We start from the raw sequence: 25,892 nt of genomic DNA, 5'->3' as shown, positions 1-25,892 counted from the left end.
AAAAAAGCATTTTTACAAAAACACTTACATCCATCTGCTGTTGTATACCTTATATCAAACGAAGAATAAGCGCTATTAGGCAATGATTGAGGAAAAATCAAAAACAACGGACCTTGCGGCGCATATCCATGCCAAGCTGAACCATAGCAGAATGGCGCTGGCTACTCCCCCATTAAGTGTGCTCGAAGAACTTTTCGAGTGTCTTTTCTATACCTCAATGAGAACAGAAGAGGGAGAACTGACTAAGGTTGCCGTTACGCTTATTGATCCTGCCAATCCCGATCCCACTCCGCCAAGAAAGATTGTTTCTGAAAGATGGAGCTGCGTAGAATTTGCGCAGCACATTCCGCTTGATATCAGATCACTGGTTAAACTTTCTAAAGCAGCCGACCCATCCGGTACCTCACTTGCCGTTTATTATGATCAGGATGGGAAACTCTTTATCTGGGGAATGATTGATCAGGCCATGCACTACCAGAGCTTTCTGAATTACGAATCTGAATCAGGATCGGAGCAACCCGGCCTTTTTCAGGTATTTATAGATGATATAGCCACACTTAAGGTGATGTTCGACTACGAATTGCTGGCCACCTTAAAACAAAACGTATTGGTTACCCGCTACCTGGATGTATTTACCATTGGACCAGTATCTAAAATCATCAGGAAAAATGCCGGTGCCATCAGGGCAGAAATCAAGAATTTTCTATCAGTATCACATCCAGGTGAAGATTTTGCAGACTGGGAAGAATTTGTGGACAGTATTTGGACCCAGACACTATCTAGGCTCTTGCTAAAAATACAAAACTACCATCATGGTGGGGCAGTACTGATCTCAGAAGATAGTAGCGCTGTTGATATCAAATATGCACTGAATTATAAAAGATTGTTACTTGCCATCAGTGGTTACCTAAAGCAAACCATTAACAGTTATGTTACCGAGCATATGATCGATCAACGGCTAGCTGATGGCAAGCAAACCGTTACCAGATCGCTTTACGAGCAGGAAACCCTGGCCCTGCATGCAAAAACGGAAGTAGCCAACGAGATTAAGGGTTCGGTGAGTTTTATTGCCTCTCAAAGCTGTGTAGACGGCGTGGTTTTATTTGGACAGGATATGGTAGCACGTGGATTTGGGGGCGTAATCCGATCGAAAAAGATGCCAGGAAAAATATATAACTCCTCTACAGCTACCGCTACTCCAAAATCATTGATCCCTGTAGATCCCAAACATTTTGGTACCCGGCACCGCTCCATGATTGCCCACTGCTGGTCGCATCCCGGTAGCCTGGGTATTGTTATTTCGCAAGACGGAGATATACGGGTATTTTCCAGAATTGAAGATAGGCTGATTATGTGGGAGAATATCAAAACCCAGCAATATCAAAAGAGCGGAAAGCTGAAGGCAACAAGGAACTGAATTTTAAAAAAAAATTAACGCTACATTTACCACGATTTGAATAATATACCAAAACTCCACGAGAACGAAAAGCAGCGACTGCAGGCCCTTGAATCCTATCAGATTATGGACAGCCTGCCCGAAGAGGATTTCGATGAGCTGACCAAAATGGCCTCGCAGATCTGTGGAACACCAATAGCGCTGATTACTTTGGTAGACAGCTCGCGCCAGTGGTTTAAGAGTAAACTGGGCATTGATGTCCAACAGACTCCAAGAGAGCATGCTTTCTGCGCACATACCATCACTGATCCAACCGGGGTAATGGTGATTGGCAATGCAAAGGAAGACCAGCGATTTGCCGAAAATCCTTTGGTTACCGGCAATCCCAATATTGCATTCTATGCCGGAATTTCATTAATGACCCCGGAAGGAATGCCAATGGGTTCGCTATGCGTGATAGATACCGTTCCGAGAACGCTAAATGAGCAGCAGCTATGGTCGCTCAAGGTACTTGGCAAACAGGTGATCGCACACATGGAGCTGAGAAAAAAATTGTTGCTGTTATGCGAAACAAACAGGCACCTTGCCGAGACTAATCAGTTTATGCAGCAGTTTGCCACAGCCGCAGCACACGACATCAAAAATCCATTAAGTACCATTTCCATGAGTGCAGAACTGTTGACCCGTCATCTCAATAATAGCGGCGACCAGAAAGGTCTTAAGTTAGCATCAACCAGCCTGAATAGTGCAAAAGCGCTTGCTAAACTGATTAACGACATGCTTGACTATTCCATCAGACCAGAAATTCTGACGGCACAACATGAAACCATTGAACTTGACGGTTTTCTGCGCAAAACGGTATCTATGCTCAGTATTCCGGAAAATGTGCAGATCAGCTACCCCGAAGCAAAGATCCAAATCAGCACTTCAGCAATTGCACTGCAACAGATCATGATTAACCTATTGACCAATTCGGTGCGGTATAACGATAAACAAATCTGCCTGGTCAAAATAGATTGTATAATTAATGACGACATCGCTAAAATAACCGTTTCTGATAACGGTATGGGCATCAGAAAAGAAGAGCTGGAACGCATTTTTCAAAGAAATGTTACCCTTAACACTTCAGACCGTTTCGCCCAAAGTGGAACAGGAATTGGCCTCGCTACGGTAAAACTGTTGGTAGAGAAACTAGGTGGCGAGATCAGTGTACAGTCTACCCCTGGCACAGGCAGCGACTTTACCTTTACCATCAGATCAAATAAAGCCTATATAAAAGACGAGTTGAAAATAGATACAAAATAAAAGAGAGGCGGCACCGTAATAAAGTGATTTAATTCAAACAGCTTGGATTAAAAATCCCCTCGTATTCACAAATTGGCCATTCTTTTAAAGCAAAGGCTTATCTTCTCGAACCCATAAAAGATTAAAATGACCCGGCAAGGTTATCACCCATGAAAAATCTGCCTCTATAAGCATTTTAATGCAAATAAGATTTAAAAGACAATATTGAGAATTGCTCGTTTATCTATCTTCCTCAGATGATCAAAAAACTCGAATGCTGGCACAATAATGAATCTTTGATTGATGGCGTAAAATCGGACAGCAAGAATGTTGTACCAGTTGCGTTTGATAGAATTATTTTAAATTTTCCCCATCCTTAAAATGCAACCTTCTAAATACAAGGCCTGATAGTATAGTCAAAATACCCACTACAAGGAAGGTATACCTGAAGGCATTGTGAATATCATCATGAATGAGCTTTACATCCCCCCGAAACAACTTCAAGATGATCAGTCCGAAGGCCACACCAAACCCGATGGCAAGTTGCTGATTAACAGAAATTAAAGAATTACCGCTACTGGTATGATAATCACGCAGATCAGCAATTGAAATGGTGTTCATGGCCGTAAACTGAATGGAGTTGAAAAATCCCATCACAACAATGATCGGTACATAGTAATAGATGGACGACCCGATTGCAGGTATAGCCATGGTACAGATTAAGCTCCCGATGATAAAAGTATTGGCCATCAATGTTGTTCTGTAACCAAACCGGTTTAAGATTTTTATGACTTGCGATTTTGCAATAATAGCAGTTAGTGCCATGGGGGCGATAATCCAGCCAGAGACGACCGCAGAACGACCGTAAGCAATCTGAATCATCATGGGCAACAATAAAGGTATTGCACTGATACCTAATCGGGTAGCCAGATTACCAAGTATACCCACCCTAAATGTTCTCACCTTAAACAAGTTCAACGGAAAAATAGGATTATTGTCTGTTACCGCATGCCGATAATAAAAGTAAAGCATTAACACACCGACTGACAATATAGCCAGGGCTGGCGTAGTGTATACCACATCGCCCAACAGTTCGAGCGCGATGGAAAGCAATAATGATGCAGCGGCAAAAATCAGGAAGCCCCGCAGGTCAAAATCAATCACTTCAGACCGGTAATCAGGCATATACCGTATGCTGAGCACAATCCCCAAAATGCCCATCGGTATATTAATTAAGAATATCCAGTGCCAGGATAGATAATCTACCATATATCCACCAACAAGCGGCCCCAGAACAGGCCCGATCAGTGCGGGTATAATTGCAAAATTCATCGCTTTCAATAAATCTTTCTTTGGAAAGCTCTTCACCAATGCCAATTTACCCACTGGTGTCATCAAACTTCCACCTACTCCCTGTATAATTCTTGAAATTACCAGTTGCGTTAAATTGGCAGATAACGAACAGAAAAGAGATCCCAAACTAAAAAGCATTAAGGCTAAAATAAACACTTTCTTTGTACCAAACTTATCAGACAGGAAACCACTTACCGGCATAAAAACAGCCAGTGTCAATACATAGCCAATAATGGCATTTTGCATATTCAGAGGAGATTGGTGGAGATCCTTCGCAATGGCCGGCAGCGATGTATTAAGTATGGTAGAATCGAGCATTTGCATAAAAATAGCAGTAGCCAATATCATTGGCAATACGCGCCTTGTAGCTTCTATGTTTTTCAAGGGTAAAGGTTGTGGCATGGCTAACTTTGCTCTGTGTTAATGATATAAATCCGGTATCTTTAGGCTTAAATTTACCTAGCCGAAGTACTATATTAAGTGGTTGCAGATAAAAAGCAATAACACAGCAAATATAAATTTAGTTGTCTAAATCTTAAACTTCAATACATATATAATCATATCACACAGATGAATTGATGATTCGTCTAAAAGTCAGGTTTACCCTTGGCCCAGTATGCTGAGCGGTCTTGGCAATCCGGTGCTCCCATCTTGCCTGCAAATCCCCTTTCATGATTAACAGGGAGCCATGCTCCAGTCGTACGGTATACTTTTCCCGGTGATTTTCTTTTTTCCTAATATCAAAACTACGTACCGCACCAAAGGAAACGGAGGCGATAACCGGGTGCGATCCCATTACGGTTTCCTTATCGCTATGCCAGGCCACCGAATCATTACCGTCACGATAATAATTAAGAAGTACGCTGTTAAAGGTAATTCCGGAAATGGACTCTGCCAATCTTTTAAGTTCTAAAAGTGTTGTTGTCCACTCCATCGGCGTGGATTTGCCAAGTGCTCCATAGTCAATACCGGCAACATCTCCATACCAGGCGGTGAGCCTGGGTGTAAGTACTTCCCGGTCGTACATTTTAACAAGCCTTTGCTGCCATGGCGTGTTTTGAACAAGTGTTGTAAGCAATAGATCGCTTTGATCTCGATCGATAAAATTTGCCTGGTATTCAAGCACATCTCGCGGTAGCCCTGCAGATTGCCCGCTAGGAGCAAAAAAACTCAATTGTTCCATTACCTGTTCACCTCTTCCCATCCAAATGATTCTTTCTTATAAACCAATGGCTTAGCAAGCAAGGAGAAATCATCCGAAAAATCATGGTTGAATACCTGGAAGTTTACCGTCCATTCATCTTTAAGCAGACCTGGCACAAACCTGGAGAATATGCGCTGGAAGCTTTTAAAACTAATGCCCTCTTTGCAGATGATCATATAAGCTGTGTCTGACCTTAAGACCACTTTTTCGACCAGATTTGGCCAACGCGAACAGATTTCTGCGGGCAGGCTGTTAAAATACTGTACATCTATATATGTGGTAATGCCGTTCAGAAGTTCCCTGCTAAAGCCATTTCCGCTGAGTTGCGCCCAGGCACCATGCTGTTTTTCCAGACTGCCGATCAGTTCTCCGTTGAGCACGATCTTCCATGGCTCTCCTGCCCCAAAACGGATCAGCTGATAAAGCTCCGATACCCCATTTTCACCCTCAAAAAAATATTCCAGCTCAGTCATAAAAAAGCATCTTTATCATTTTTAAAAATCAAATGTAATTATTTTTACTAAATAAATTAGTATTTATTAACATTTATTATACTCTTAAATTTGCTCCTAATGCATTAAAAACCAATATCCGATATTTTTGTTAACAATCTAAAAATACTAATATTTTTAGTATTAATTTTGTATTATAGGTTTGTATATTATTTTACCATTCTCCCAGGGAACAAAAGGATATGGCGATAGTTAAAAAGGAGATCATTGGCAAGCTTCAGGAACAGATCCTGAAACTTCAAGGCTTTAAGCCTGAAAGGAATGCACATGCGACAGATTTTGGACTGGGCATAATTTCTACGGCTTTCCCGGGTAATATCTTTCCATTGGCTGCCCTGCATGAATTTTTGGCAACAAACCTTGAAGATGCCGCTGCAAGCGGGGGCTTTATCTCGGCACTTCTTGCTGTCCTGATGAAAAATAATGGCGTTTGCCTGTGGATCAGTACCCAAAGAAAAATCTTTCCCCCTTCGCTCATCACTTTTGGCTTGTCGCCTGAACGCATCATTTTTATCGACCTGCAAAATGAAAGAGATGTATTGTGGGCCACAGAAGAGGCCTTAAAATGCGAAAGCCTGGCAGCAGTGGTAACTGAACTGGATGAAATCAGTTTTGCACAAAGCAGGCGACTCCAGTTGGTGATCGAAAAAAGCAGGGTTACTGCTTTTGTGATCCGAAAAAATGCTGAAAAACTCAGTTCTACCCTGGCGGCGGCAAGGTGGCGCATATCAGCTATGCCGAGTGTTGCCATTGATGGCCTGCCCGGACTGGGCTTTCCGAGGTGGCATGTAGAGCTGCTCAAGGTTAAAAACGGAATACCTGGCAACTGGATGATAGCATATGCAGCCGGCGCTTTCAGACCGGTAACGCAGGTGCCTTTTGATGGTTTAAAAATCAGGAGGGCGGTGTAATGCAGAAAAGATACATGTCCATATGGTTTTCTACCCTGCTTACCGACTGGATCCGCATTAAGCGGCCAGCCTTAAGCCATTTGCCACTGGTTTTTTCTGATAAGGCCGGGAACCTACAGACAAACACCGTTCTGTTGCGGTTTACCGAACAAGAAAAGCATTCAAAACAGATGGGTAATTGTTGAGCATCATATCAATTTAGTTTTTATTTTCCTTGGTTAGTAATTTTTAAAGCGTTGATGATTAGCTGTCTGAAATAAATATCTGTTTTCTCATAATACATTTTGAAACTGCAAAAAGCATGGTGTTGCTGGTTGAGGAAATTGCAGTAAGGTTTGCTATTTGGTTAATTGAAATCAAAGTAAAGGAATACTGAATTTATTATCTGTTCAACATTTTGTCGATTTGTATCAACTTTAACTAAGTAGCTTTGCTAAACCATTATGATTTTGTTTGTATATTAAAGAAAAGTATGAACACTAAGAATGCTCGGCGATGAAATTTAACCACGCCAAAAAAAAGGCTAATCACTAACATCAACCGTTTCTACTGACTTTTCTTTTAATAAACGCCGCTCCAACTACTGATAGCGGGATGAGTAAAAATGAAATAAGATAATCAAGCTCACAGTTTACTACGTTATAATAATACATCACTCCGGTATTAGGCAAAATAGCTGTTGCTGGTACCACAGTTTACAGGCATATTGAAAAAGCCAACGGTAGTACACCTCCAAGACTGGCATACTGGTTGTTTGTGCAAGATAATTCATAATAATAATTGGGATCATATTGAAACCGGTAATTAAAACCAGAAGCTAGAGTGGGTTGGACGTTCTGATAATATAACCTTCCGTTATAATAACATCCTGTTCCAGCGGGCGGAACCTAAGCATACAACGACAAACAGCGTAAGGTTAAACAGGTTAACAAAAGTATTCGTTTCATGATGATTAGCTTATAGTTTGGTTTGAAAGCTGTATCAACGGAACGATATCTGGAATAGATTTCCGGCGAACTTCAATGAATAAAATGAACAATTAAGTGGCTAGCAGGAGAGCTTTTAACCAGCGCAATTGAACAGTATTTCACTCGGCTGCTAGGCTATTGCCTATTAAGGATTGATGCCAGCAAGCCGTATAATAATTCTCCCTTTTTATATGCCTGTCGTAAAAGTTAGCTATATATGAGGCTTTATACAACGTTTGCAGGCAAAGCACTTACCAGTATGATCCTCAAAACCAATAGCAAAAATCAATGTTGTTTTAGGATGGAAATACATGAAAAGTTTATGGCAAAAGCCATTGCATTATCGGAGCAGAATCTGCATTCGTTAAAAGGAGGACCGTTTGGTGCTTTAATTGTACGTGATGGTAAAATCCTGAGTGCTGAAGCAAATTCAGTTACGCTAGACTGTGATCCGACTGCCCATGCAGAAATAAATGCAATCAGGACAGCAGCAAAAAAAATCGGAAAAGCCGACCTATCAGGCTGTACGATCTATACCAGCGCCGAACCCTGTCCGATGTGCCTGAGTGCCATATACTGGTCCAATATTAAGCAGGTGTATTACGGAAATACCAGAACAGATGCGGAATGGGCAGGCTTTGGTGATCAATTTATTTTAGATGCATTACAGGAACCAATAGCAGAACAGCCCATAACATTTGAAAGGATTATGCCCGGAGAAGCAATAAAAGCATTTGAACAATGGCGAGCCGGAGGTCAAATGCTTGAAGAAAAAGTTAAGAAAAGATCACTATAATTACCTCATAATGTGATAGTTAAGATGCTAAAATTACGAGATACCGTAAACAGATGATCAGCTGCGCTGAAAAGAGGCGGTATCATTAGTATAAATGTTGTTCTGGGGGATAATTCATTTAAAAAAATCCGTCAAGCTCAGCTTGCACTGAGCTTGACGTGATAAATCTGAGGTAAATGAAAACTTATGATACAGCCTAATCATTTATTGCTTGAATATATTATTCCGATGGATTATTTAATACTGTAACCTGTTATGTCTTAAATCAATAGGGCAAATTAGCCTATATTCATCTGATTTCCACTTTTAGATTTCAAGGCTGAAGATGTATCAATTTGCTTTCACAGTGTAAACTGACACCGAGCCTGCTTCACAATAAAATTCTGCCCATCCATCTTCACCGATGGTAATTTCTCTGTCGCAATGCCCCAGATAGTCGCAGAAAATCTTGCCTGCAAACACTGCGCCCATTTCCATACGCTTACTTCCCGCTTCACCGTTTGATAAAATTACTGCAAGGCCCGATCCCTGGTGCTCTTCATCCCCGGCGCGTGTCCAGCCAATGCAACTTGGATGATCAAAATAATCGCGCTGAAAACCATAGGCAAATGTTTTTCTCAACTGTAGCAATGCTTCCAACTGAGGAAGTGCGGCCATTGTTACCTCATGGTCTTTTCCATCGTCTCCCTTATCGGTATAAGATGATCCATACACATCTGCATAAAAAACGCAAGGGTAACCTGCTTCACGAAGTAAAATGATGGCATAAGCATGTGCCCTGAACCATGGCTCTACCGTCTGTTCTAAAGATTGAAGTGGCTGCGTATCGTGGTTTTCAACCAATGTTACGGCCAGTTCGGGTCTGGATGAAACCAGTGATCCATTCAATATGGTGCTCAGGTCATATTGTTCGCCTTCCTTACTGGCATGAGAGAAATTAGCCTGAAGACTGGCATCGAATAACGACATCCGGCCCTGGGTAGCATCAATATAATCCAGCATGGCCTGCGGATCGTATGGCGACCAATACTCTCCTACTGTAAACAGTTCTTTGCCTGTTTCAGACCGAAGGTAGTCCAGCCATTCATTATAAAAATCAGTAGGCATGTGTTTGATCGCATCCAAACGCAATCCATCAAAACCTGTGGTCTGGTAAAACCACATCCCCCATCGCTTAAGTTCTTCCCTTACCGCAGGATTCCGAAAATCGATATCGGTGAGCATCAGGTAATCGTAATTTCCATTTTCGGTATCGAGCACATTCTCCCATCCTTCACCATACTGGTTTTGAATACTATACACGGCTGATTCTTCGGTACGGGCATCATAATCTACCCCGGTAAAACATTGAAAATCCCATTTAAATTCAGAATATTTTCCTCCACGACCCGGATAAGTAAATTTGGTATAAGCATCGATCTCAAAAGGTTCGGAGATGAATTCATTCCTGTTTTCGGGGTTTACTTTGCGCACCATCACCGGCTCATGGTCATCTGCACCGCCGAGGTGGTTTAGTACAATATCTACGTAAACATTTATACCTGCCTCCTGTGCTGACTTAATCGCCTGCAGATATTCTTCTTTAGTTCCATATTTAGTGGCAATGCTTCCTTTCTGGTCAAATTCGCCCAGATCATATAAATCGTAAGAATCATAACCAGTCGAATCTTTGCCTTCCATCCCTTTGTGTGCCGGAGGCAGCCAAATGGAATCTATACCCATTTCTTTTAATTTAGCAGCGTCTTGTTGTACTTTCTTCCAAAGACTTCCGTCGTTGGGATAATACCATTCAAAGTACTGCAACATCGTATGATTTTCCATATTTAAATACATTTAGTAGTGCAAATACCTCCTAAGTGGGACGATTGTTTTGAATTTGAACAATACCTGAAGGAATTTATTTTTTAACACACAATTTTGAAATACAAATGACTAGGCATTATACTATCATTTCCCTGGGACATGGATTAATAAAGGCGAAGTAAAATTTCGGTATTTAATGATGGATAAAGTTTTCTTTTAGAAAAATCTTCGCCTTTTATCTTAAAAAAAAGCTGTATTAAATCTTCAACACTTCATTATGCTATAACCGTCTAAGCTAAAATATATCGTGAAATTGAATTATATCCAAATTAAAGTAATGAAAAAACAGACTTGGCCAAACCGCGGTTATTTTAAATAAGGATTGTGAACAATTCGTATATACTGGAGGTAATGTGCATAGAAAAAAGAAATTACAGTCATAATAACCATTGCCTTGTAAACCGGGCAACTTTTGCCTCCAGATAATTTAGTAAACAAAAAACTCACCACCAAAATGAGGCCTGTCTAAAACATTCAGCTTTTAAAGATAGTTAGGTAGATATGGAACAGGATCAAAACATAAAGAAAACCCCGAGAACAGTAGTCATCACCGGCGCATCCAGCGGTGCCGGGCGGGCCATCGCGCTGGCCTTTGCGGCAAACGGCGACCAGGTAGTGATTTCTGCGAGGAATATCGATGCGCTGAAAGACCTCGCGGCAGAATGCGAAAGTCTCGGCGGAACGGCAGAATGTGTCGCCTGCGACACCGCTGATTATCACCAGGTGCTTAACCTGGCGGCAACAGCTGCAAATATCGGTACTGGTATTGATGTGTGGGTCAATAATGCAGGTGTACTCGCTATTGGCAGTTTCGATCAGACGCCTATGGAGGTCAGTGAGCAGGTGATCAAAACCAATCTTTTGGGTTATATGCATGGTGCTCATGCGGTGATACCCTATTTTAAAAAACAGGGGTTCGGAATTCTGATTAACAATATCTCCATCGGTGGGTTCCTGCCTGTACCCTTCGGAGCTGGTTATTCTGCTGCTAAGTTCGGTCTCCGAGGCTTTTTTGCCTCATTAAAATCCGAGCTTCGGGAATATCCAGGCATTCATGTGTGTGATGCCTTTCCCGGCTTCCTGGATACGCCAGGCATGCAGCATGCGGCCAATTACACGGGCAAAGCGCTTAAGCCGGGCCCGGTAGTTTATGACCCTAACCGCCTAGGCCATGAAATATTCAAACTATCGCTAAACCCGAAATCCGAAAAGATGGTGGGCAGTTTTTCGATATTGATGCGACTATCCCGTGCCTTGTTCCCAAGCCTGACCACGACCATCACCGGAAACGTTATTCGTACCTACCTCAAACATGCCAAAGACATTTCACCCACCAACGGCAATATTTTTAGTCCGGTGGCCTATGGAAATTCGGTTTATGGAGGATGGGGAATTCCCGGAAAACCCAAAGCGCACCGTAAATATGTGGCCCTAGGGGCAGGGTTGCTGTTCGGTGCATTACTCATCAAAAGAAAATGGTAATGGAAAACAAAATTGTTTTTTTCGGTGATAGCCTCGTGGCGGGATATGGACTTAAAGACCCATCATCTGAGTCCATTCCGGCACTCATTAACACAAAATTAAAAAATCTCGGACTACATTACAGCGTCATTAACGCCGGTGTTAGTGGCGACACTACGGATTCTGCCCTGGCCCGACTTGACCAGGCCCTGAACGAAAAACCAGCGATTTTTATCCTTGAACTGGGTGCCAATGACTTCCTGCGTGGCATGAGTCCGTTGCTGATCTTATCCAACCTGCAGCTCATCATCAGCAAAGTTAAATATATATGCCCGTCAGCGTCCATACTTCTATTAGGTATCGAACTTCCGGATTGGGCAACAGGCTTACACCATGGTGATTATTCGGGTATATTTTCGGCACTGGCTGAAAAAAACGAAATTTCGCTGGTGCAGTCATTCTTAAAAAATGTAGCAGGCGTGCGCGCATTAAATATGTATGATGGCGTGCATCCACTTAAAGAAGGCTACCAGATTGCGGCGGAAAACATCTGGCCAGAATTGTACAGGATTATACTGGATCGTGAGGGTATTTAAAAAGATTTCATAGCGCGTATCTGCTATAAAAAAGCGAGGTTCATCCTAAAAATTACATAAGGGAAAGGCTGTTATGCTTGCTAGCGATTAAGCCGAGCCATAGAAATTTAGGTTGATATCATAGCCAAAATTCAGTCCAGGCTTTTTCAATGAAAAATGATACTGACCTAAACGTTATTATTTTTTCTTTTAAATAAATCTTAACCCAGTTACGAGTTAGTATCTATTCCGTAATTCAAACCCTTTCGTGGCTGATTGATTGAAAACTGTCAGTTTTTTTATTTTCTAAAAAAATCTGATGAGGGGTTGCCCAGCAAAGAGCAACCCTTTATCTTTAAAATTTGACCTGAAGATTTTCTTCGATAATTATTCCAGTGAAAAAGTTTCCCAGCCAGAAATCGTATCCCGGTTGCATTTCATGGCTGATTGGCCGTTTTCTGAAGAAATGTATTTGCCATTATTTCCTTTTAGAGAAATTTTTCCGTTAGCGTTTACCACCCAGTCAAATTTTTCCCAATCGCTAATGCTTGTGCGGTTGCAGGTGATCCCGGTTGCAGCGCCATTTTCTGACGATACATATTTATCCTTACTTTTCAGCGCGATTTTCCCCCCACCTGCATCAACAACGGTAAAGGTTTCCCAGTCGGAGGCACTCGCACGGTTACATCTCATGGCTACTTCACCGTTTTCGCCGGATACAAACAGGTTATTGGAACCTTTCAATTTAATCGTCTGGCCAATAGGAGGTTCGGCCTGTATACGCAGGCTACCTAATTCCAGCCAACCGTTTTTAAAGTTTCCGGTTACGGCAAGTGCAATGCCGGGTTTGTTGGTGTTCGTTTTATCGATGATGGCCACCGCCCATTTATAACTGCCAACAGGTAGGTTAATTGCCGTTGTGGTAAAGTTGTAACTCATAGGGTTATCTTTTAGCCATTTAGAAGGCTCCCCATTTTCATCAATAAAAAGTTTTTTAACCACACCAGCAGTATCCAGGATGGCAAAAGCTACTTTATACTTATAGTTCCACTGCGGAATATTATTAGGACAGTAACCCCAGCCCATATTTTTCCAGCGATGGCTCAGTGTAGCAGTGGCTCCATTGGCGATCTCATTGGGTAATGATACCTGATCAGGATAAAGGCGGTAGCCTCCTTCTGCATTGAAGCGCTGAACCAAAGGAAAACTGGTTTGAAACCAGGAAGCCACTTCGCCAACCCTAAAATCCATCATATTTACGGCAGCTTCTGCCGACCTGTCAAATTCAGCTTTTCTCACATCTTCGGGATGCCCTTCGCGATATTGGCCGCTTGAATCGATCCAATAGCGATGTGTACCGGTTACAATCCATCCCCCCTCCATAATAATCGGGCGTTTATGTTTCCAGGTTGCTGCAAAGTTTTTCTCCCAGCTTTGGTAATAATCGGTCATTGCAAAAGCATCATGCCTCAGGCTATAGCCTTGATTAATCGCTTTAACCAGTAGCTGGTTGCTGTTTGGGTTTGCTGCACCCCAGCTTGTCGGATGACCGATTAACCTGTGATAGTTGATTACGAGCGGCACTTTGGTGAAAGTCCTGTTGTAAAGTGCCATGATCCAATCCAGTACCTCTTCCTTTACAGTTTCTGTTTGTGCAGCTGTTAATACCCCCGGAGCGGCATATACGGTATTATGAGCTTCTCCCCATTTACCTAAACCATAGGCATCAATAAAAGAGGTGCGAACGGGATCGTTAAAATCTTTGGCAAGCTCTTCAATGAATGTGGTGTAATATTGCCTGAAAATCGGATCTTGGGGAAAGGGTGTCTTCTGTGCTGGTACTGCAGGATTTGATAACCAATATTGAGCACCCGCCGTGAATACAAAGGCAGGAGTATTTTCTCCCTGGTCACGCCCATCTACCACAATCCGGAATGCGATAGGCAAACCTCTGGTTTTAACGCCATTGATAAGTTTACCAATCTGCGAATTAGGATCTCTCCACGCATAAACACCCGGGCTTGGATTAAGTGATCTCCAGCTGGTTCGGATATAACAGGCTGAAGCATAATCGATCGCTTTTACATTGGCACCCAATTCGGGTACAAAAAACTGACTGTCCCAATAGCTATCGGTAGCATCACGTTTGCCATACATCACCCATCCGTTTAGTGGGTTTCGCAACACCGCAGTACTGTTGTATACTGGGTTAATCACCACATTACTGGCAATAACAGCCATTTTTTGGGGGCCTTTATCAAAGGTTTCTGAAAGATTTTCTTCCACCATTTTGGAACAGGAAAGCGAATATAGCCCCAAAAGAGCGAGTAGCGTAACCTTTCCAGTCCAACCGAAAATGATTTTTTTCATAGTAATAAATATTAAATTTTAGATATTAGTTTGCTATTTAATTTGGTGTCGATTTTGAAACTGAGGACCATATTTTATTTATGCTATATCTTCCTTTACCTACAGCAATTGGCAAAAACATCCTTTAATTTTAAAAAAGAGTTTAGGTTTAAAAAATCTTAAAGATTAAAATGGAGTTTGGCGAAACGGATAAAATTTGTCCAATCATAAATATTGAGGTCGTGTTTTCCTTCCCTAAAATGGTAACCGATAGCCGAATGAATGATTGGCTTGTTCACACCAGGCATATTTGCAGGAAGCGTCACTTTCTTGCCGTATAAATCGTAAACAGGTTTGGCCTGTACCAATGACGAAAAAGAGCCGTAAGGATCTGCCCAGCGATCTTCTGTAGCATTCGTGGTATAAACTGGCCTTGGCGCAACCAAACCTATGAGCATGTGCTGATCAAGAGGCAAGCTATTTACATCATTACTGTATTTTTTGTAATTATTGTTAAACCAGTAGCCAAACTGCTTGTTAATCAGACTTATGGTTTCTCCATATTTACGCCTGGCCAGCGATGCACCCGTACTGCCAGAGCAACTGCTCAACACCATTGCGAAACGTTGATCCTGTGCGGCCGCCCATAATGCTGTTTTCCCACCCCTTGAATGGCCTACCAGCACTACCTTGCCAGAATCGATTTCCTTATCCGTTTTGAAGTAATCCATTACCCTGCTTGCTGCCCAGGCCCACACACCAATCGCTTTCATGCCATTATCTTTTTCCAGTTCTTCAGGAAACAGCTGTTTTAACACGCCGTTCTGATAACTATCCTTGCGATCAGGAGCTACATCGGAATGGTGAAAGGCAGCAATGGCATATCCACTATCGATAACCATTTCGGCTGGCCAGAAATCACTCTTTTCTATTCTTGTCGGATCTGTATTTCTGCTACTGCGGTTGTTAATGAGCAAAAATACCGGGGCAGGTTTTGTCCGCTTGTTGGGAATGAACAGTACGACAGGAAAAGATACCGAATTGCCGCTGTTCCAGGCCGTAATTGTTATTTCTTTCAAATATGCTTTTCCAGCCATGGCAACCACGTTTTCCTTGGTTACCACAAATTTTAAACTATCAAAACGAGCTGGTGTTTTTCCGTACACATGTTCTTCAAACAGGGCTAAAACTTCTGGTCTGCGATGCTTCTCCCAAGCGGAGACAGCTTTAATCTTTTTACCTTCTGCGGTAAGCAGTATATCGGGTAAAGTATAGGCTGGCACGGTACTTTCGTCATAATTAACGATTTCTCCCATAAACCGATCTGTTTGCTGCGCATATACTCCAGCCGATAAAAAAACCGGACCAATAAAGCAGACCAATGCTCTTTTCATGCATTCGTTGAAGCACCAATTGCCTCCCTGAACGAAGGATTTTAGTCTGTTCATCATACTCAATACCCCGGATTTTGAATGAGTTTATTCGCCTTATTAATTTCTGATTGCTGAAACGGATACCAATAGTTTTTACTGGTAAAAGTTCTGTTTTCAATTACAAAAGGGCTATAGGTTAACGCATTACCCACCTTAGTAATTTTCATTCCGCTAACAGGGCCATTAAATTTACTTTCTCCATCTTTCCATCGGCGGATATCAAAAAACCTTTGTTCTTCAAAACACAATTCCACTCTCCGTTCATTTTTAATCCTGTCGCGCATTTGCAATTGTGTTAACCCGGCCAGTGCAGGCATTCCGGCGCGGTTACGTACTGCATTTATTGCGTTATAGACCTCCGTATTCGGACCTCCAAATTCGTTCAACGCTTCTGCATAAATGAGTAAAATTTCTGCATAACGAAACAATACCCAGGGTCTTCTTACACTCGTGGTACCTGTGATATTGTAAGTAGCATTACCGCTTAAAAACTTCCGCAGGTAATAACCAGACTTTGTACTGTTTACATTGGAAGGAACATTATCACGTCCACCTTCGTAAGTCTCCACAGCCCTGCTTAGGCTTCCTGTTTTAAAATTTGCACCGTTAACCACAATAAACTGATTTAAACGCGGATCTCTGTTCGCATATGGATTTTGCGGATCATAGTCTGATGCAGGGTCAGTTATGGGCCTGCCATTGGTCATTTCAAAAGCGTCTACCAAATTCTGCGTCGGGTTTGTTCTGCCCAATCCGCCAGTGAAGCTAATGGGTGCATTATTGGCCTCAATAGCATTGGTATTGCTTGCCGGCGTGGCGAAAATCACCTCATTGTTGTAAGAGGTTGCTGTAGTGGTGTAATCCCACAGGTTGGGAAACAAGGCCGTGCTCAACAAGCTGTGTTTATTTAAGTCGATTAAATCTTTTGCTGCATTGGCCGCATTTTGCCAGCGTTGCAGCTCATTACCCGTGTTGTATAGAGGACTTGCATAAACCAATAGGGTTTTGGCTTTTAGTGCCATTCCCGCAGCCTTTGTTGCACGTCCGTAATTTGCAGCATCCCAATCTTTTGTTGAGGCTGCAGGAATCTGACTGATGGCCGAGTCGCAATCTTTAACAATTTGTTTTACAACCTCATCAGCAGAATTGCGGGGAATATTCAGGTCTTCTACGGGCGAAAAGGAACGGGTGGCAAGAACAATCCCTCCATATCTTTTGAACAACTCATAGTGTAATAAAGCCCGCAGAAAAAATGCTTCTCCTCTTAATCCGCGAAGATCACTTGCCGGAAAAATCACTGCCGTGGGCGATCGTTCCAGAAACGTGTTTACAACCCACAAGCCATTATAAAGATTGGTATATTGCTCATCGAAGGTCCTTAAACTGCTCCAGTTGCCATTATTAAAGATGTTTACATTGCTGTTTAAGTTGGAGTTTACCGCTTCATCACTTCCACTGGCCATTAATGCACCTGAGCCATCAACATTATACCTGGCCAGCATATAATTATAACCATTGTTTAAGTACTCCCGCACACGCCTGTCGGTATTCCAGATCGCTGCTTCATTAACAGGGCCTTCACTGTACGAAGGTTCAAAAAATTCATCCTTGCAGGCAGCAAAGCTCATCAGCAAAATGGCCAAAACCATTTGCACTACATATCTTTTCTTTTTCATCTTCATTTTTAAATTAAAATTTAACATTTAGGCCTACTGCGAAGGTTTTTACGTAAGGATAAGAGGAGAAACGGCCTGCATTGGGTGTTTCCGGATCAATATCCAGCTTATTTAGTTTAGAGATGGTGAAAATGTTATTGCCACTTACAAAAATCCTGGCACCTTTGAAGCGCAAGCGTTCGTTCAGGCTTCGAGGCGTGCTGTAACCAATCTCGGCAGATCTAAGCTTCAAAAAATCACCTGAATACAGCCAAAAAGTGGAGTTTGCCGTATTGTTCCCATTGTCAGAGATGCCAACCCGCGGATATTTAGCTGTAGCTGCAGTTGCGGGCGTCCAGGTGTCTAAGCTTAATTGATTTAACCCGTTCGGACCTGCGTAAAAAATATCAGAGATATCTACTGTTCTGCCCGAAACACCCTGAAACTGTGCGCCTAGATCAAACTGTTTGTAACGGATGTTAAAGCCAAAGCCATAATATATTTTAGGAATATCGGTGTAGTTGCTGGAGACAGCATCGTTTGCGTCGATGATGTTATCATTGTTAACATCCCTGTATTTAAGATCGCCCGGCACAACAAGGCTCGAAAGGGTTTGTTTCGGACTGGCATTAATCTCTGCCTGGCTCTGAAAAATACCTTCTGCAATGTAATAATTTCCCCCATTCACATACCGGCCTATGGTAGATTGATTGGGCAATACATTTTCAGTTCTTTCCAAAATGATGTTTTTGGCATAGGTAAAGTTGGCGTTGGTACCGATCAGCACTTCGCCAATTTTTTTAGTGAAAGTTCCGCTGGCATCAAACCCTTTACTGCTGACCTTACCCGAATTTACCTGCGCAATGGCTATTCCTACGATACCTGGTAAGTTTGCAGGACCAAGGATATCCGTTCGTTTTTCATCAAAATAATCAACAGAGAGAGAAAGTGCGCCTTTAAAAAAGTCTACATCTGTACCCAGGTTCAGACGATCGATTTTTTCCCAGGTGGTTAAGGGGTTACCTGCAGGACTTACCAGTCTCGCTGTGGTCGAAGTAGAAAAAGTAGAGCCTAGAAATGGTCCTGCATCTCTTGTAAACAGCGTACGGTACGGTAGTCTGACCACATTGCCATTGGCATCGTAAGTTGGACCAATATTGCCCGAGCGACCATAAGATCCGCGCAATTTCAGGTAACTGATCACCGAATTTTCTTTCAAAAAATCTTCTTTGGACATTAACCAGCCGGCTGATAATGCAGGGAAAAAGCCAAAACGTCTTCCAGGCGCATAGTTCTCTGATCCGGAGTAACTCCCTGTAAATCCCAACTGATAACGTTGCTTAAAACTGTAATCTGCCCGTCCTACAAGCATCCGGGAACGGTAATCCAGCCGGTCTACCGCAGCACTTACATATTGCTGCGCCCGTACATTTGCTTTTACCTGGTGATCTGTGGCAAAAGTTCTGTTGTAATCCAGGCCAAACCAGAGTTCATTGTTTTTGGTATTGGTTTGGAAAGCTGCAGTGCGGTAAGCAATAACCGCTGGCGTGCGATAAGTTTGTACAGGTGTTACGGTTTGATTGAAAACTGCATAATTCTGAGATAAGCCATCGCCATAATTACCATAACCATCATAAGAGAAAAATAGGTTAGCCGAAAGGCCTTTAGTGATAAAATCCATTTTCTGATCGGCCATGATACTGGCAAGCAAAATATTAGTGGTAGTCCTCGAAAATCCTGTAGCCTGTAACTGGCCAAGGGGATTACTTTGAAAGAGTGAAGTTCCTCCGTAAGATCCATCTGCATTTAAAATTGGAAAGGCATTTGGCGGTAAGTTATATAAGTTACTCAAAACCGTGCTGGTACCATCACCAACATCATTACGTACTTCGCTCCTCACGCCTGCCAACAGCGTCAGCGTAAGTGTTTTGGTCACATCATAGTCTAAATTGATGCGAAAATTATAACGTTTATATCCATAATTAGAATCGTAGTTAGGTGTTTCTGTTTCCTTAAAAAGACCTTGCTGGTTAAAGTAGCTTACGGAGCTGAAATAACGCACCCTATTGCTCCCTCCGCTAAAGGTAAGTGCGTATCTTTGCGTAGCTGCCCTCTTGCTCAAAAAGCGGTCTAAGTAGTTATTGTCTGGATAGAGGTAAGGGTTGGTATGGTTTTTATAACCTTCAAGCGCTGCATCATTATAAGCTGGTGCCTGCCCCACATTGGTTAACCCCCGATTAGATAAGGTAGCAAAATCAAAGGAATTTAAGGGCTTGATCAGGTTGCTGGCAGATTGAAAACCGCCCTGCGCATCAAAAGAAATCAGGTTCTGCCCTATCTTTCCCCGTTTCGTGGTGACCAGAATTGCACCATTGCCTCCATTTAAGCCATACCAGTTTAAACCAGCAGCATCTTTTAATACCGTTACACTTTCAATTTCGCTAATATCCATATCTTCGAAATCACGCTCAATTCCGTCTACCAGAAAAGCTGGCGTAGCGCCTTGCGCATAGGATGATTTTCCACGGATTTGATAGGACACGTTTCCGCCACCTGGCTGATTACCTGTCCACCTGAATAAAAAACCGCTTAACCGCCCCGCCAGTAAACCAGACAGGTTACTGATCGGAACTTGCGTAAGCTGATTGTAGCGAAGCGAGCTTTGGGCATAATTCAGTTCTGCTCTGCTGCGTGTAGCAAAAGGAATTTCTATTAATTGATCTGTCGAGTCTGTGCGGTTAGCTTTCACAATCCTAACGGTATCCTGCTTACCACTAGTTTGTGCGAAGGCAGTGCAGGTTAACAGATAGCCGATGATGCACGCCATAACGCCCGAACATTTAATATATCTTGTCATTTCTTATCTTTTAAATTGATGTACAACCCAATAACTACCAGCCCGGATTCTGTTTCAATGCGCCGCTGGTTTTATTCATTTCTGTCCGTGGAATAGGGTACAAATACATGTTGTTATTGAATACTTTTTTAAATGCGGGCAATTCGATCACGTTATAACTGAAAGAGCCGTTGGCATTTTTGATCACTTTCATGGCCTTCATTGGCTGGGCCACAATTTCCGCCCCCTTTTTCCAGCGGAGGATATCCCACCAACGCATGTCTTCGAAAGCGAATTCGATGGCCCTTTCATTTCTGATGCGTTCGCGCATTTCAGCTTGACTGAGACCGGCCGGTAAAACCGGCATCTTAGCCCGCACACGAATGGCATTTACGGCATTGTACACTTCGGCAGTCGGCCCTGTTTCTTCATTTAGAGCTTCGGCATAATTGATCAGCACTTCTGCATATCGGTAAAAAACATAATTCAGCAAGGCTGATGCAGTTGAGCCCGAACGTGAAGCCTCTGGCCAGAGTCTTTTCAGGTAATAACTGGTTTTGGTTATGGAAGTGGCGGTACTGATATCCGTTCCATAGGTGATAATGCCCTGCGCATTGGGTTCAGATTGCCAGGTTTGTACTGCCCGCCCCTGCCAGGTGGCATTATTATACAGAATGTTAATATAAAAGCGTAGATCTCTATTGAGATAAGGATTTTGCGGATTGTATCCTGAGGTAGCATCGGTAATGGGTTTCCCGTTCGCCATTTCATAGAGATCAACGTGATTCTGAACAGGCGAAAGGTTAGATTGTGCCCCGCCATAGCTGGTAGGAATTAAAAAGTCGCTTAGGTAGGTCCCAATAAATCCACGGCCACCACGGGGCCAGATCCGGATATATTCGTTGGAGTTGGCTACCGTGAGTACATTGGCGTAGTTGGGTTCCAGTGAAAATTTATTCAGATCTATAATTGCCTTTGACGCATCTGCGGCTTGTTTCCATTTTGCCAAATCATTTTCCGGATTATTTAAGGGACTGGCATCGAAAAGCAAGGCTCTTGCTTTAAGTGCCATAACCGCAGCCCCTGTAGCCCGGTTAGATTGTGCTGCCGGGTTGGGCCAGTCTGCATTGGTTAATGGCAACAGCTTAAGGGCCTGTTCCAGGTCACTTAAAATCAACGTAAATGTTTCTGCATAACTGCTGCGCGGAAGATCTGTAGAAGCTTCTGTAAAGTCTTGTGGCTGGGTTAATATGACTACCCCTCCAAAGCGCCTTAACAACTCGAAATAGAAATAAGCACGGAGATAAAGTTGCTCACCTTTAATGTAACCAGGATTGTAAAGATCGGTCCAGGGAACTTTATCCATATTGGCTAGCATTAAATTTGCATTTCTGATTCCCCGGTACATTTGCGCATAAATGCCAGTTACATCTGAAGCTCCGGGATCTAAAAACTGGCCACTGTTCATGGCCGCCACCTCGATCTGACCATTATTGGCAATAGATTCATCTGTAAATTGTGAGGTCATTCCCTTGTATCCGCTCAAGCGACCGTAATCTGAAATGGAAAAAGTATAGGTAAAGTCGCCAAAACGGGAAGCCGTTAAGGGGTCTTTAAAAACTTCTTCAAGGTCGCTCTGTATGCCCACATCACGCTGTAAAAAATCCTTTTTGCAGGAATAACCAATACAGAGAACAAATAAAAATAGTGTGTATATGAATTTTCTCATGATGATAACCTTTAATTAGAGTGATAAATTGAGGCCAAAATTGAAAACTTTAGTAGTCGGAATAGTGGCAATAGAAGAGGCATAGGCATTTCCCGACAAACTATTTTCAGGATCGATACCATAAAAATTTGTCCAGGTAACTAAGTTCTGGCCGCTAACGAATACGGTAAGGCCATTTAACCGAAGCCTGTTTACCCATTTTTTAGGTAAACTGTAACTGAACTGCACATTACGTAATTTGATATAAGAAGCATCTTGCAGTGTGAAATCATTGAGGCTTTCATTAGGATTGGCATTCAGGCCCGGACGAATTACCGGCCAGCTTGCATTGGTATTGCCTGGTGTCCATCTATTTAACATTGGTGCATAATACTGGTTGAGGCCACCACTTTGAAATACAACATTCGAACTCACATTTGTCACCCCGTTAAAAAGTGCAGATAGCTGAAATCCCTTATATCCAAATTGCATGTTAAGGCTAGCATTGTATTCCGGAATATTTGGATGCCCAATAGCGATCACATCCTGGTTATTAATTATGCCGTCGCCATTAACATCCTGATATTTGAAATCCCCCGGTATGGAAGGATAAGCTGTAATTTTGTTTAGCGGACTGTTATCGATATCCTTTTGGTCTGCATAAAAACCGAGCACGTGGTATCCAAAATAGGTACCGATCGGTTTACCTGTTACCCGCAGATTTTCGGCAAGACCAGGCGCTTCATCCAGTACCCTTCGCTCGTTTCTGGCATAACTCAGGTTGCCTGTAAAGGAATAGGTAAAATCTTTAATCTTATCACGGTAAGTTACCGATAGTTCATATCCATGGTTATAATTAACCCCGTAATTGGTACTTGGCACTGTAGCGCCGTAAGTTGCAAAACTGGTTGCCGAACGGGTAGTTAAAATATCTGAGCGCTCATCATCAAAAACATCAGCGGTAATGTTTAGCTTATCCCGGAATAAAGAAAGATCAAGTCCGAGATTTCTTTTTAAAGAAACCTCAAAAGTGATAAATGGATTGCCGTATTGTAATTGGGTATAAGTTGGCGCGCTGAAGTTGCTGTTTGGGTTTCCAAATACTACGTTCGATCCGGCGCCGAATCTGTTCTGGTAATAGAATCTACTTGTACCTGGGCTGGGAATCCCTACCCTTCCAATCGAGCCACGGAATTTAAACATGCTGATCCAGGTAAATTTTTTCATCCATTCTTCATTGGCCAGATTATAACCCAGCGTCGCTGCCGGAAAAAACCCGTAGCGATAACCTTTGGCATAGTTTTCCGAACCGTTGTAGGTTGCACTTGCTGTTAAAAAATATTTATTTCCGTAGTTATAGGTAGCTTCCGAAATGATTCCCTGGTTGGCATAAGGCGCGGCAGCCGCAGCCGAGCCCTGAAGTTCGCGCTGACCAATTAGATTGGCACTGATATTATGCTTGCCAAATGATCGGCCATAGGTTAAAAACAACTGCAGATTTGTTTTGGTAAAACCACTTCTCGAATAGGCAGGTGCCCCAAAAAAATCATTATAGGTCCCGCCCACAGGCGTTAATGCCAAGCTGAACCTGTCAAGTTCAAGATAACCTATGCTTCCACGTTGCAACTTTCCGGATAGTTGTGTCGCATCGTAACCAAACTGAGCCTTAAAACTGAGTCCCTGGGTTACGAAATCAAGTTTTTGCTTTACGGTGAAAATCGATTCGGCAATATTGTTATCGGTAAAGGCATATCCACCATAGGTGAGTAACGCGTAAGGATTGAAAGCATTTACCCCGCCCAGACCATAGTTTACGATATGGTTATAGTTTCCATCCAGGGCAATAATTCTGGGATCATCAGAATTGATGTATTCTTTAAAAAACGGCGCTGCCCATGAAGGCATTTTCAAAGCCCGGCCCACAAGTCCTTCAATACCGGTGCTGACCACCCCCGCCGGGTCGTTATATTCACTCATGCCTGCCGGGCTGTAACGGTGCTCATTCCTGCCGGCAAGGTTAACTTCGAAATTGGTGGTTTTGGTCAGATCGATGCCTACCCTGGCCCTGAAATTGTAACGGCTGTAGCTTGGGGAGGTAGAATAATCTAATGGTGTTTTAAATTCCTTAAAATTTCCTTCCTCGCGCATATGGCTAAATGAGGTAAAATATTTTACCTTTTCACTTCCGCCTGATATGGTCAGGTTCTGCTGGTTCTGCATCCAATGATCTTTAACCAGTTCATCGTACCACATCACATCCGGATAAAGTAACGGGTTGCCATTTCCAGCTTTAAAAATCGCTAAATCCTCATCGGTAAAGGTTCGGGATTCACCAACGTTCCGCTGCCCTTCGCTTAACAGCATGGCACTCTCATAGGCGCCCAGAATTTCGGGACGGGATGTTGCGCTGATGATGCCCAGATTACCGGAAAACGTTACCCTTGCCGGTCCCTCTACCCCTCTCTTGGTGGTTACGACAAATACGCCATTCGCACCTTTCAAGCCATAGAGCGCGGTTGATGAGGCATCTTTAAGTACGTTGATGCTTTCAATTTCATTGGGATCGATATCACCGAAAGAAGTCCGTTCCACACCATCGACAATAATGAGCGCGGTAGCTGAAGGAGATACCTGCCCGCGGATATACAAAGCTGCACCGTTAATTCCCGGACGTCCGGAAGTTTGCTGCACCACCAAACCGGGCACGCGACCGGCCAATGCATTATTCACATTGGTTACCGGTGCTTTTAATAAATCCTGACCGGAAACGGTACTGATGGCAGCGGTAACGGCCGATCTTCTTTGTGTAGAATAACCGTTTACCACCACTTCACTTAGGGAGCTGCTTGCAGAGATCAGCTTGATGTTGATTACACTAGCAGTCCCTATGGTAACTTCTTTGCTTTCAAAACCAATGGTTGAAAATACAAGCACCTGACCGGGATTAACATTGATTTTATATTTTCCATCCAAATCGGTTTGTACGCCGGTAGTGGTGCCTTTTATTCGGATGGTTGCACCGGGTATGGGTTGGTTTTTATCATCTTTAACGGTTCCGGTTATTTCCTGAAACAGCGATTTGTGGCGTTCGGCAACAAAGCCGCTGGCAATTTTCATTGGCCTGGCCGGCAATGCCTGCGCCTTACACCAAAATGCAGCAGCCACAAGAAACCAGCCTTTTGACCTTAGGTTTATGTTTTTTATCATCTATCTGAGATATGGTTAGAATTTTAATGTGTTAGATATTTCTAGCTTTTTGCGCATAACAGATCTCCAGGGCACCACGCAGGGCGTCCTCATTAATTCCACAAAAGGGTGCAGATTTTATCGGCTGAATTAAAAATGGAGATTAGAAAACATTAAAAAAGCGTCATGATTCAAGCTTTCAGGCTAAGGCTGATGCCGAGAAATATCAATCAAAGAGAAAGGCATTCCGGATGTTACAGCTCGTAATCCAGTTTTTGAGTTTTCCTCATTTGCAATAAGGGGAATAGTTAAGAAATAGGTTGTCATAATATTTAGGTTTATTATTTGGTTAACACAAATCTATGTGCTTATCTATTTCAGAGGGTTCACTTTTGTACGGAA

17 protein-coding genes are annotated in these 25,892 nt (G+C 42.7%); 7 read left to right on the top strand and 10 right to left on the bottom strand.

Annotated elements, in window-relative coordinates:
* Positions 1-82 precede the first annotated feature (82 nt).
* Both OQX63_RS05495 and OQX63_RS05490 read left to right on the top strand, forming a co-directional pair.
* Positions 83-1,417, top strand: a complete 1,335-nt coding sequence (locus OQX63_RS05495) for a putative sensor domain DACNV-containing protein (protein WP_265849884.1) — start codon at positions 83-85, stop codon at positions 1,415-1,417.
* Between the two features lie 36 nt (positions 1,418-1,453).
* Positions 1,454-2,701, top strand: a complete 1,248-nt coding sequence (locus tag OQX63_RS05490; RefSeq protein WP_265849883.1) for a GAF domain-containing sensor histidine kinase — start codon at positions 1,454-1,456, stop codon at positions 2,699-2,701.
* A 333-nt stretch (positions 2,702-3,034) separates the two neighbouring features.
* Here OQX63_RS05490 and OQX63_RS05485 read toward each other — a convergent pair whose 3' ends face one another.
* The 3 genes from OQX63_RS05485 to OQX63_RS05475 all read right to left on the bottom strand — a co-directional run bounded on the left by OQX63_RS05485 (position 3,035) and on the right by OQX63_RS05475 (position 5,710).
* Positions 3,035-4,417, bottom strand: coding sequence for an MFS transporter (locus OQX63_RS05485; RefSeq protein ID WP_265849882.1), 1,383 nt, complete (start codon positions 4,415-4,417; stop codon positions 3,035-3,037).
* Between the two features lie 178 nt (positions 4,418-4,595).
* On the bottom strand, positions 4,596-5,237 hold the full coding sequence (locus OQX63_RS05480) for an alpha-ketoglutarate-dependent dioxygenase AlkB family protein (RefSeq protein WP_265849881.1): 642 nt from the start codon (positions 5,235-5,237) through the stop codon (positions 4,596-4,598).
* A complete protein-coding gene (locus OQX63_RS05475) occupies positions 5,216-5,710 on the bottom strand; it encodes a hypothetical protein (RefSeq protein ID WP_265849880.1) in 495 nt (164 codons plus the stop codon). The genes OQX63_RS05480 and OQX63_RS05475 overlap by 22 nt, the downstream gene beginning before the upstream one ends.
* A 221-nt stretch (positions 5,711-5,931) precedes the next feature.
* On the opposite strand from OQX63_RS05475, the gene OQX63_RS05470 reads away from it, so the two are divergent.
* From OQX63_RS05470 to OQX63_RS05460, 3 genes are all read left to right on the top strand, one after another.
* Positions 5,932-6,660, top strand: a complete 729-nt coding sequence (locus tag OQX63_RS05470; RefSeq protein WP_265849879.1) for an ImuA family protein — start codon at positions 5,932-5,934, stop codon at positions 6,658-6,660.
* The gene (locus OQX63_RS05465) at positions 6,660-6,845 is read left to right on the top strand and encodes a hypothetical protein (RefSeq protein ID WP_265849878.1); all 186 of its coding nucleotides are present in this window, start codon (positions 6,660-6,662) and stop codon (positions 6,843-6,845) included. Before OQX63_RS05470 ends, OQX63_RS05465 begins: the two co-directional genes overlap by 1 nt.
* Positions 6,846-7,929: 1,084 nt before the next feature.
* Positions 7,930-8,424 (top strand): nucleoside deaminase, encoded by a 495-nt coding sequence (locus OQX63_RS05460; RefSeq protein WP_265849877.1) that lies wholly within the window; start codon positions 7,930-7,932, stop codon positions 8,422-8,424.
* Between the two features lie 330 nt (positions 8,425-8,754).
* Here the strand turns inward: OQX63_RS05460 and OQX63_RS05455 are convergent, their stop codons facing one another.
* A complete protein-coding gene (locus tag OQX63_RS05455) occupies positions 8,755-10,245 on the bottom strand; it encodes an alpha-amylase (protein WP_265849876.1) in 1,491 nt (496 codons plus the stop codon).
* A gap of 543 nt (positions 10,246-10,788) precedes the next feature.
* Here OQX63_RS05455 and OQX63_RS05450 point away from each other — a divergent pair.
* Entirely contained in the window at positions 10,789-11,769 is a 981-nt protein-coding gene (locus OQX63_RS05450) for an SDR family oxidoreductase (protein WP_265849875.1), read from the top strand.
* Positions 11,769-12,344: an arylesterase gene (locus OQX63_RS05445; protein ID WP_265849874.1), complete on the top strand. Its 576-nt coding sequence runs from the start codon at positions 11,769-11,771 to the stop codon at positions 12,342-12,344. The genes OQX63_RS05450 and OQX63_RS05445 overlap by 1 nt, the downstream gene beginning before the upstream one ends.
* Positions 12,345-12,710: 366 nt before the next feature.
* On the opposite strand, the gene OQX63_RS05440 is transcribed toward OQX63_RS05445, so the two are convergent.
* The 6 genes from OQX63_RS05440 to OQX63_RS05415 form a co-directional block, all read right to left on the bottom strand.
* Positions 12,711-14,693 carry a DUF4832 domain-containing protein gene (locus OQX63_RS05440; protein ID WP_265849873.1) on the bottom strand — a complete coding sequence of 661 codons (1,983 nt, stop codon included), beginning with the start codon at positions 14,691-14,693 and terminating at the stop codon, positions 12,711-12,713.
* A 158-nt stretch (positions 14,694-14,851) separates the two neighbouring features.
* Positions 14,852-16,123, bottom strand: a complete 1,272-nt coding sequence (locus tag OQX63_RS05435; protein ID WP_265849872.1) for a prolyl oligopeptidase family serine peptidase — start codon at positions 16,121-16,123, stop codon at positions 14,852-14,854.
* Positions 16,124-16,125: 2 nt separating this feature from the next.
* Positions 16,126-17,781, bottom strand: coding sequence for a RagB/SusD family nutrient uptake outer membrane protein (locus OQX63_RS05430; protein WP_265849871.1), 1,656 nt, complete (start codon positions 17,779-17,781; stop codon positions 16,126-16,128).
* 13 nt (positions 17,782-17,794) lie between these two features.
* The gene (locus tag OQX63_RS05425; RefSeq protein WP_265849870.1) at positions 17,795-20,617 is read right to left on the bottom strand and encodes a SusC/RagA family TonB-linked outer membrane protein; all 2,823 of its coding nucleotides are present in this window, start codon (positions 20,615-20,617) and stop codon (positions 17,795-17,797) included.
* A 34-nt stretch (positions 20,618-20,651) separates the two neighbouring features.
* Positions 20,652-22,325, bottom strand: a complete 1,674-nt coding sequence (locus OQX63_RS05420) for a RagB/SusD family nutrient uptake outer membrane protein (RefSeq protein ID WP_265849869.1) — start codon at positions 22,323-22,325, stop codon at positions 20,652-20,654.
* A gap of 15 nt (positions 22,326-22,340) precedes the next feature.
* On the bottom strand, positions 22,341-25,511 hold the full coding sequence (locus OQX63_RS05415) for a SusC/RagA family TonB-linked outer membrane protein (RefSeq protein WP_265849868.1): 3,171 nt from the start codon (positions 25,509-25,511) through the stop codon (positions 22,341-22,343).
* Positions 25,512-25,892: the final 381 nt, after the last annotated feature.

It is taken from the genome of Pedobacter sp. PF22-3 (assembly GCF_026239555.1).
Lineage (GTDB): Bacteria > Bacteroidota > Bacteroidia > Sphingobacteriales > Sphingobacteriaceae > Pedobacter.
Note: the sequence above shows the minus strand (reverse complement) of the source record. Positions and strands in the feature narration are given on the sequence as shown.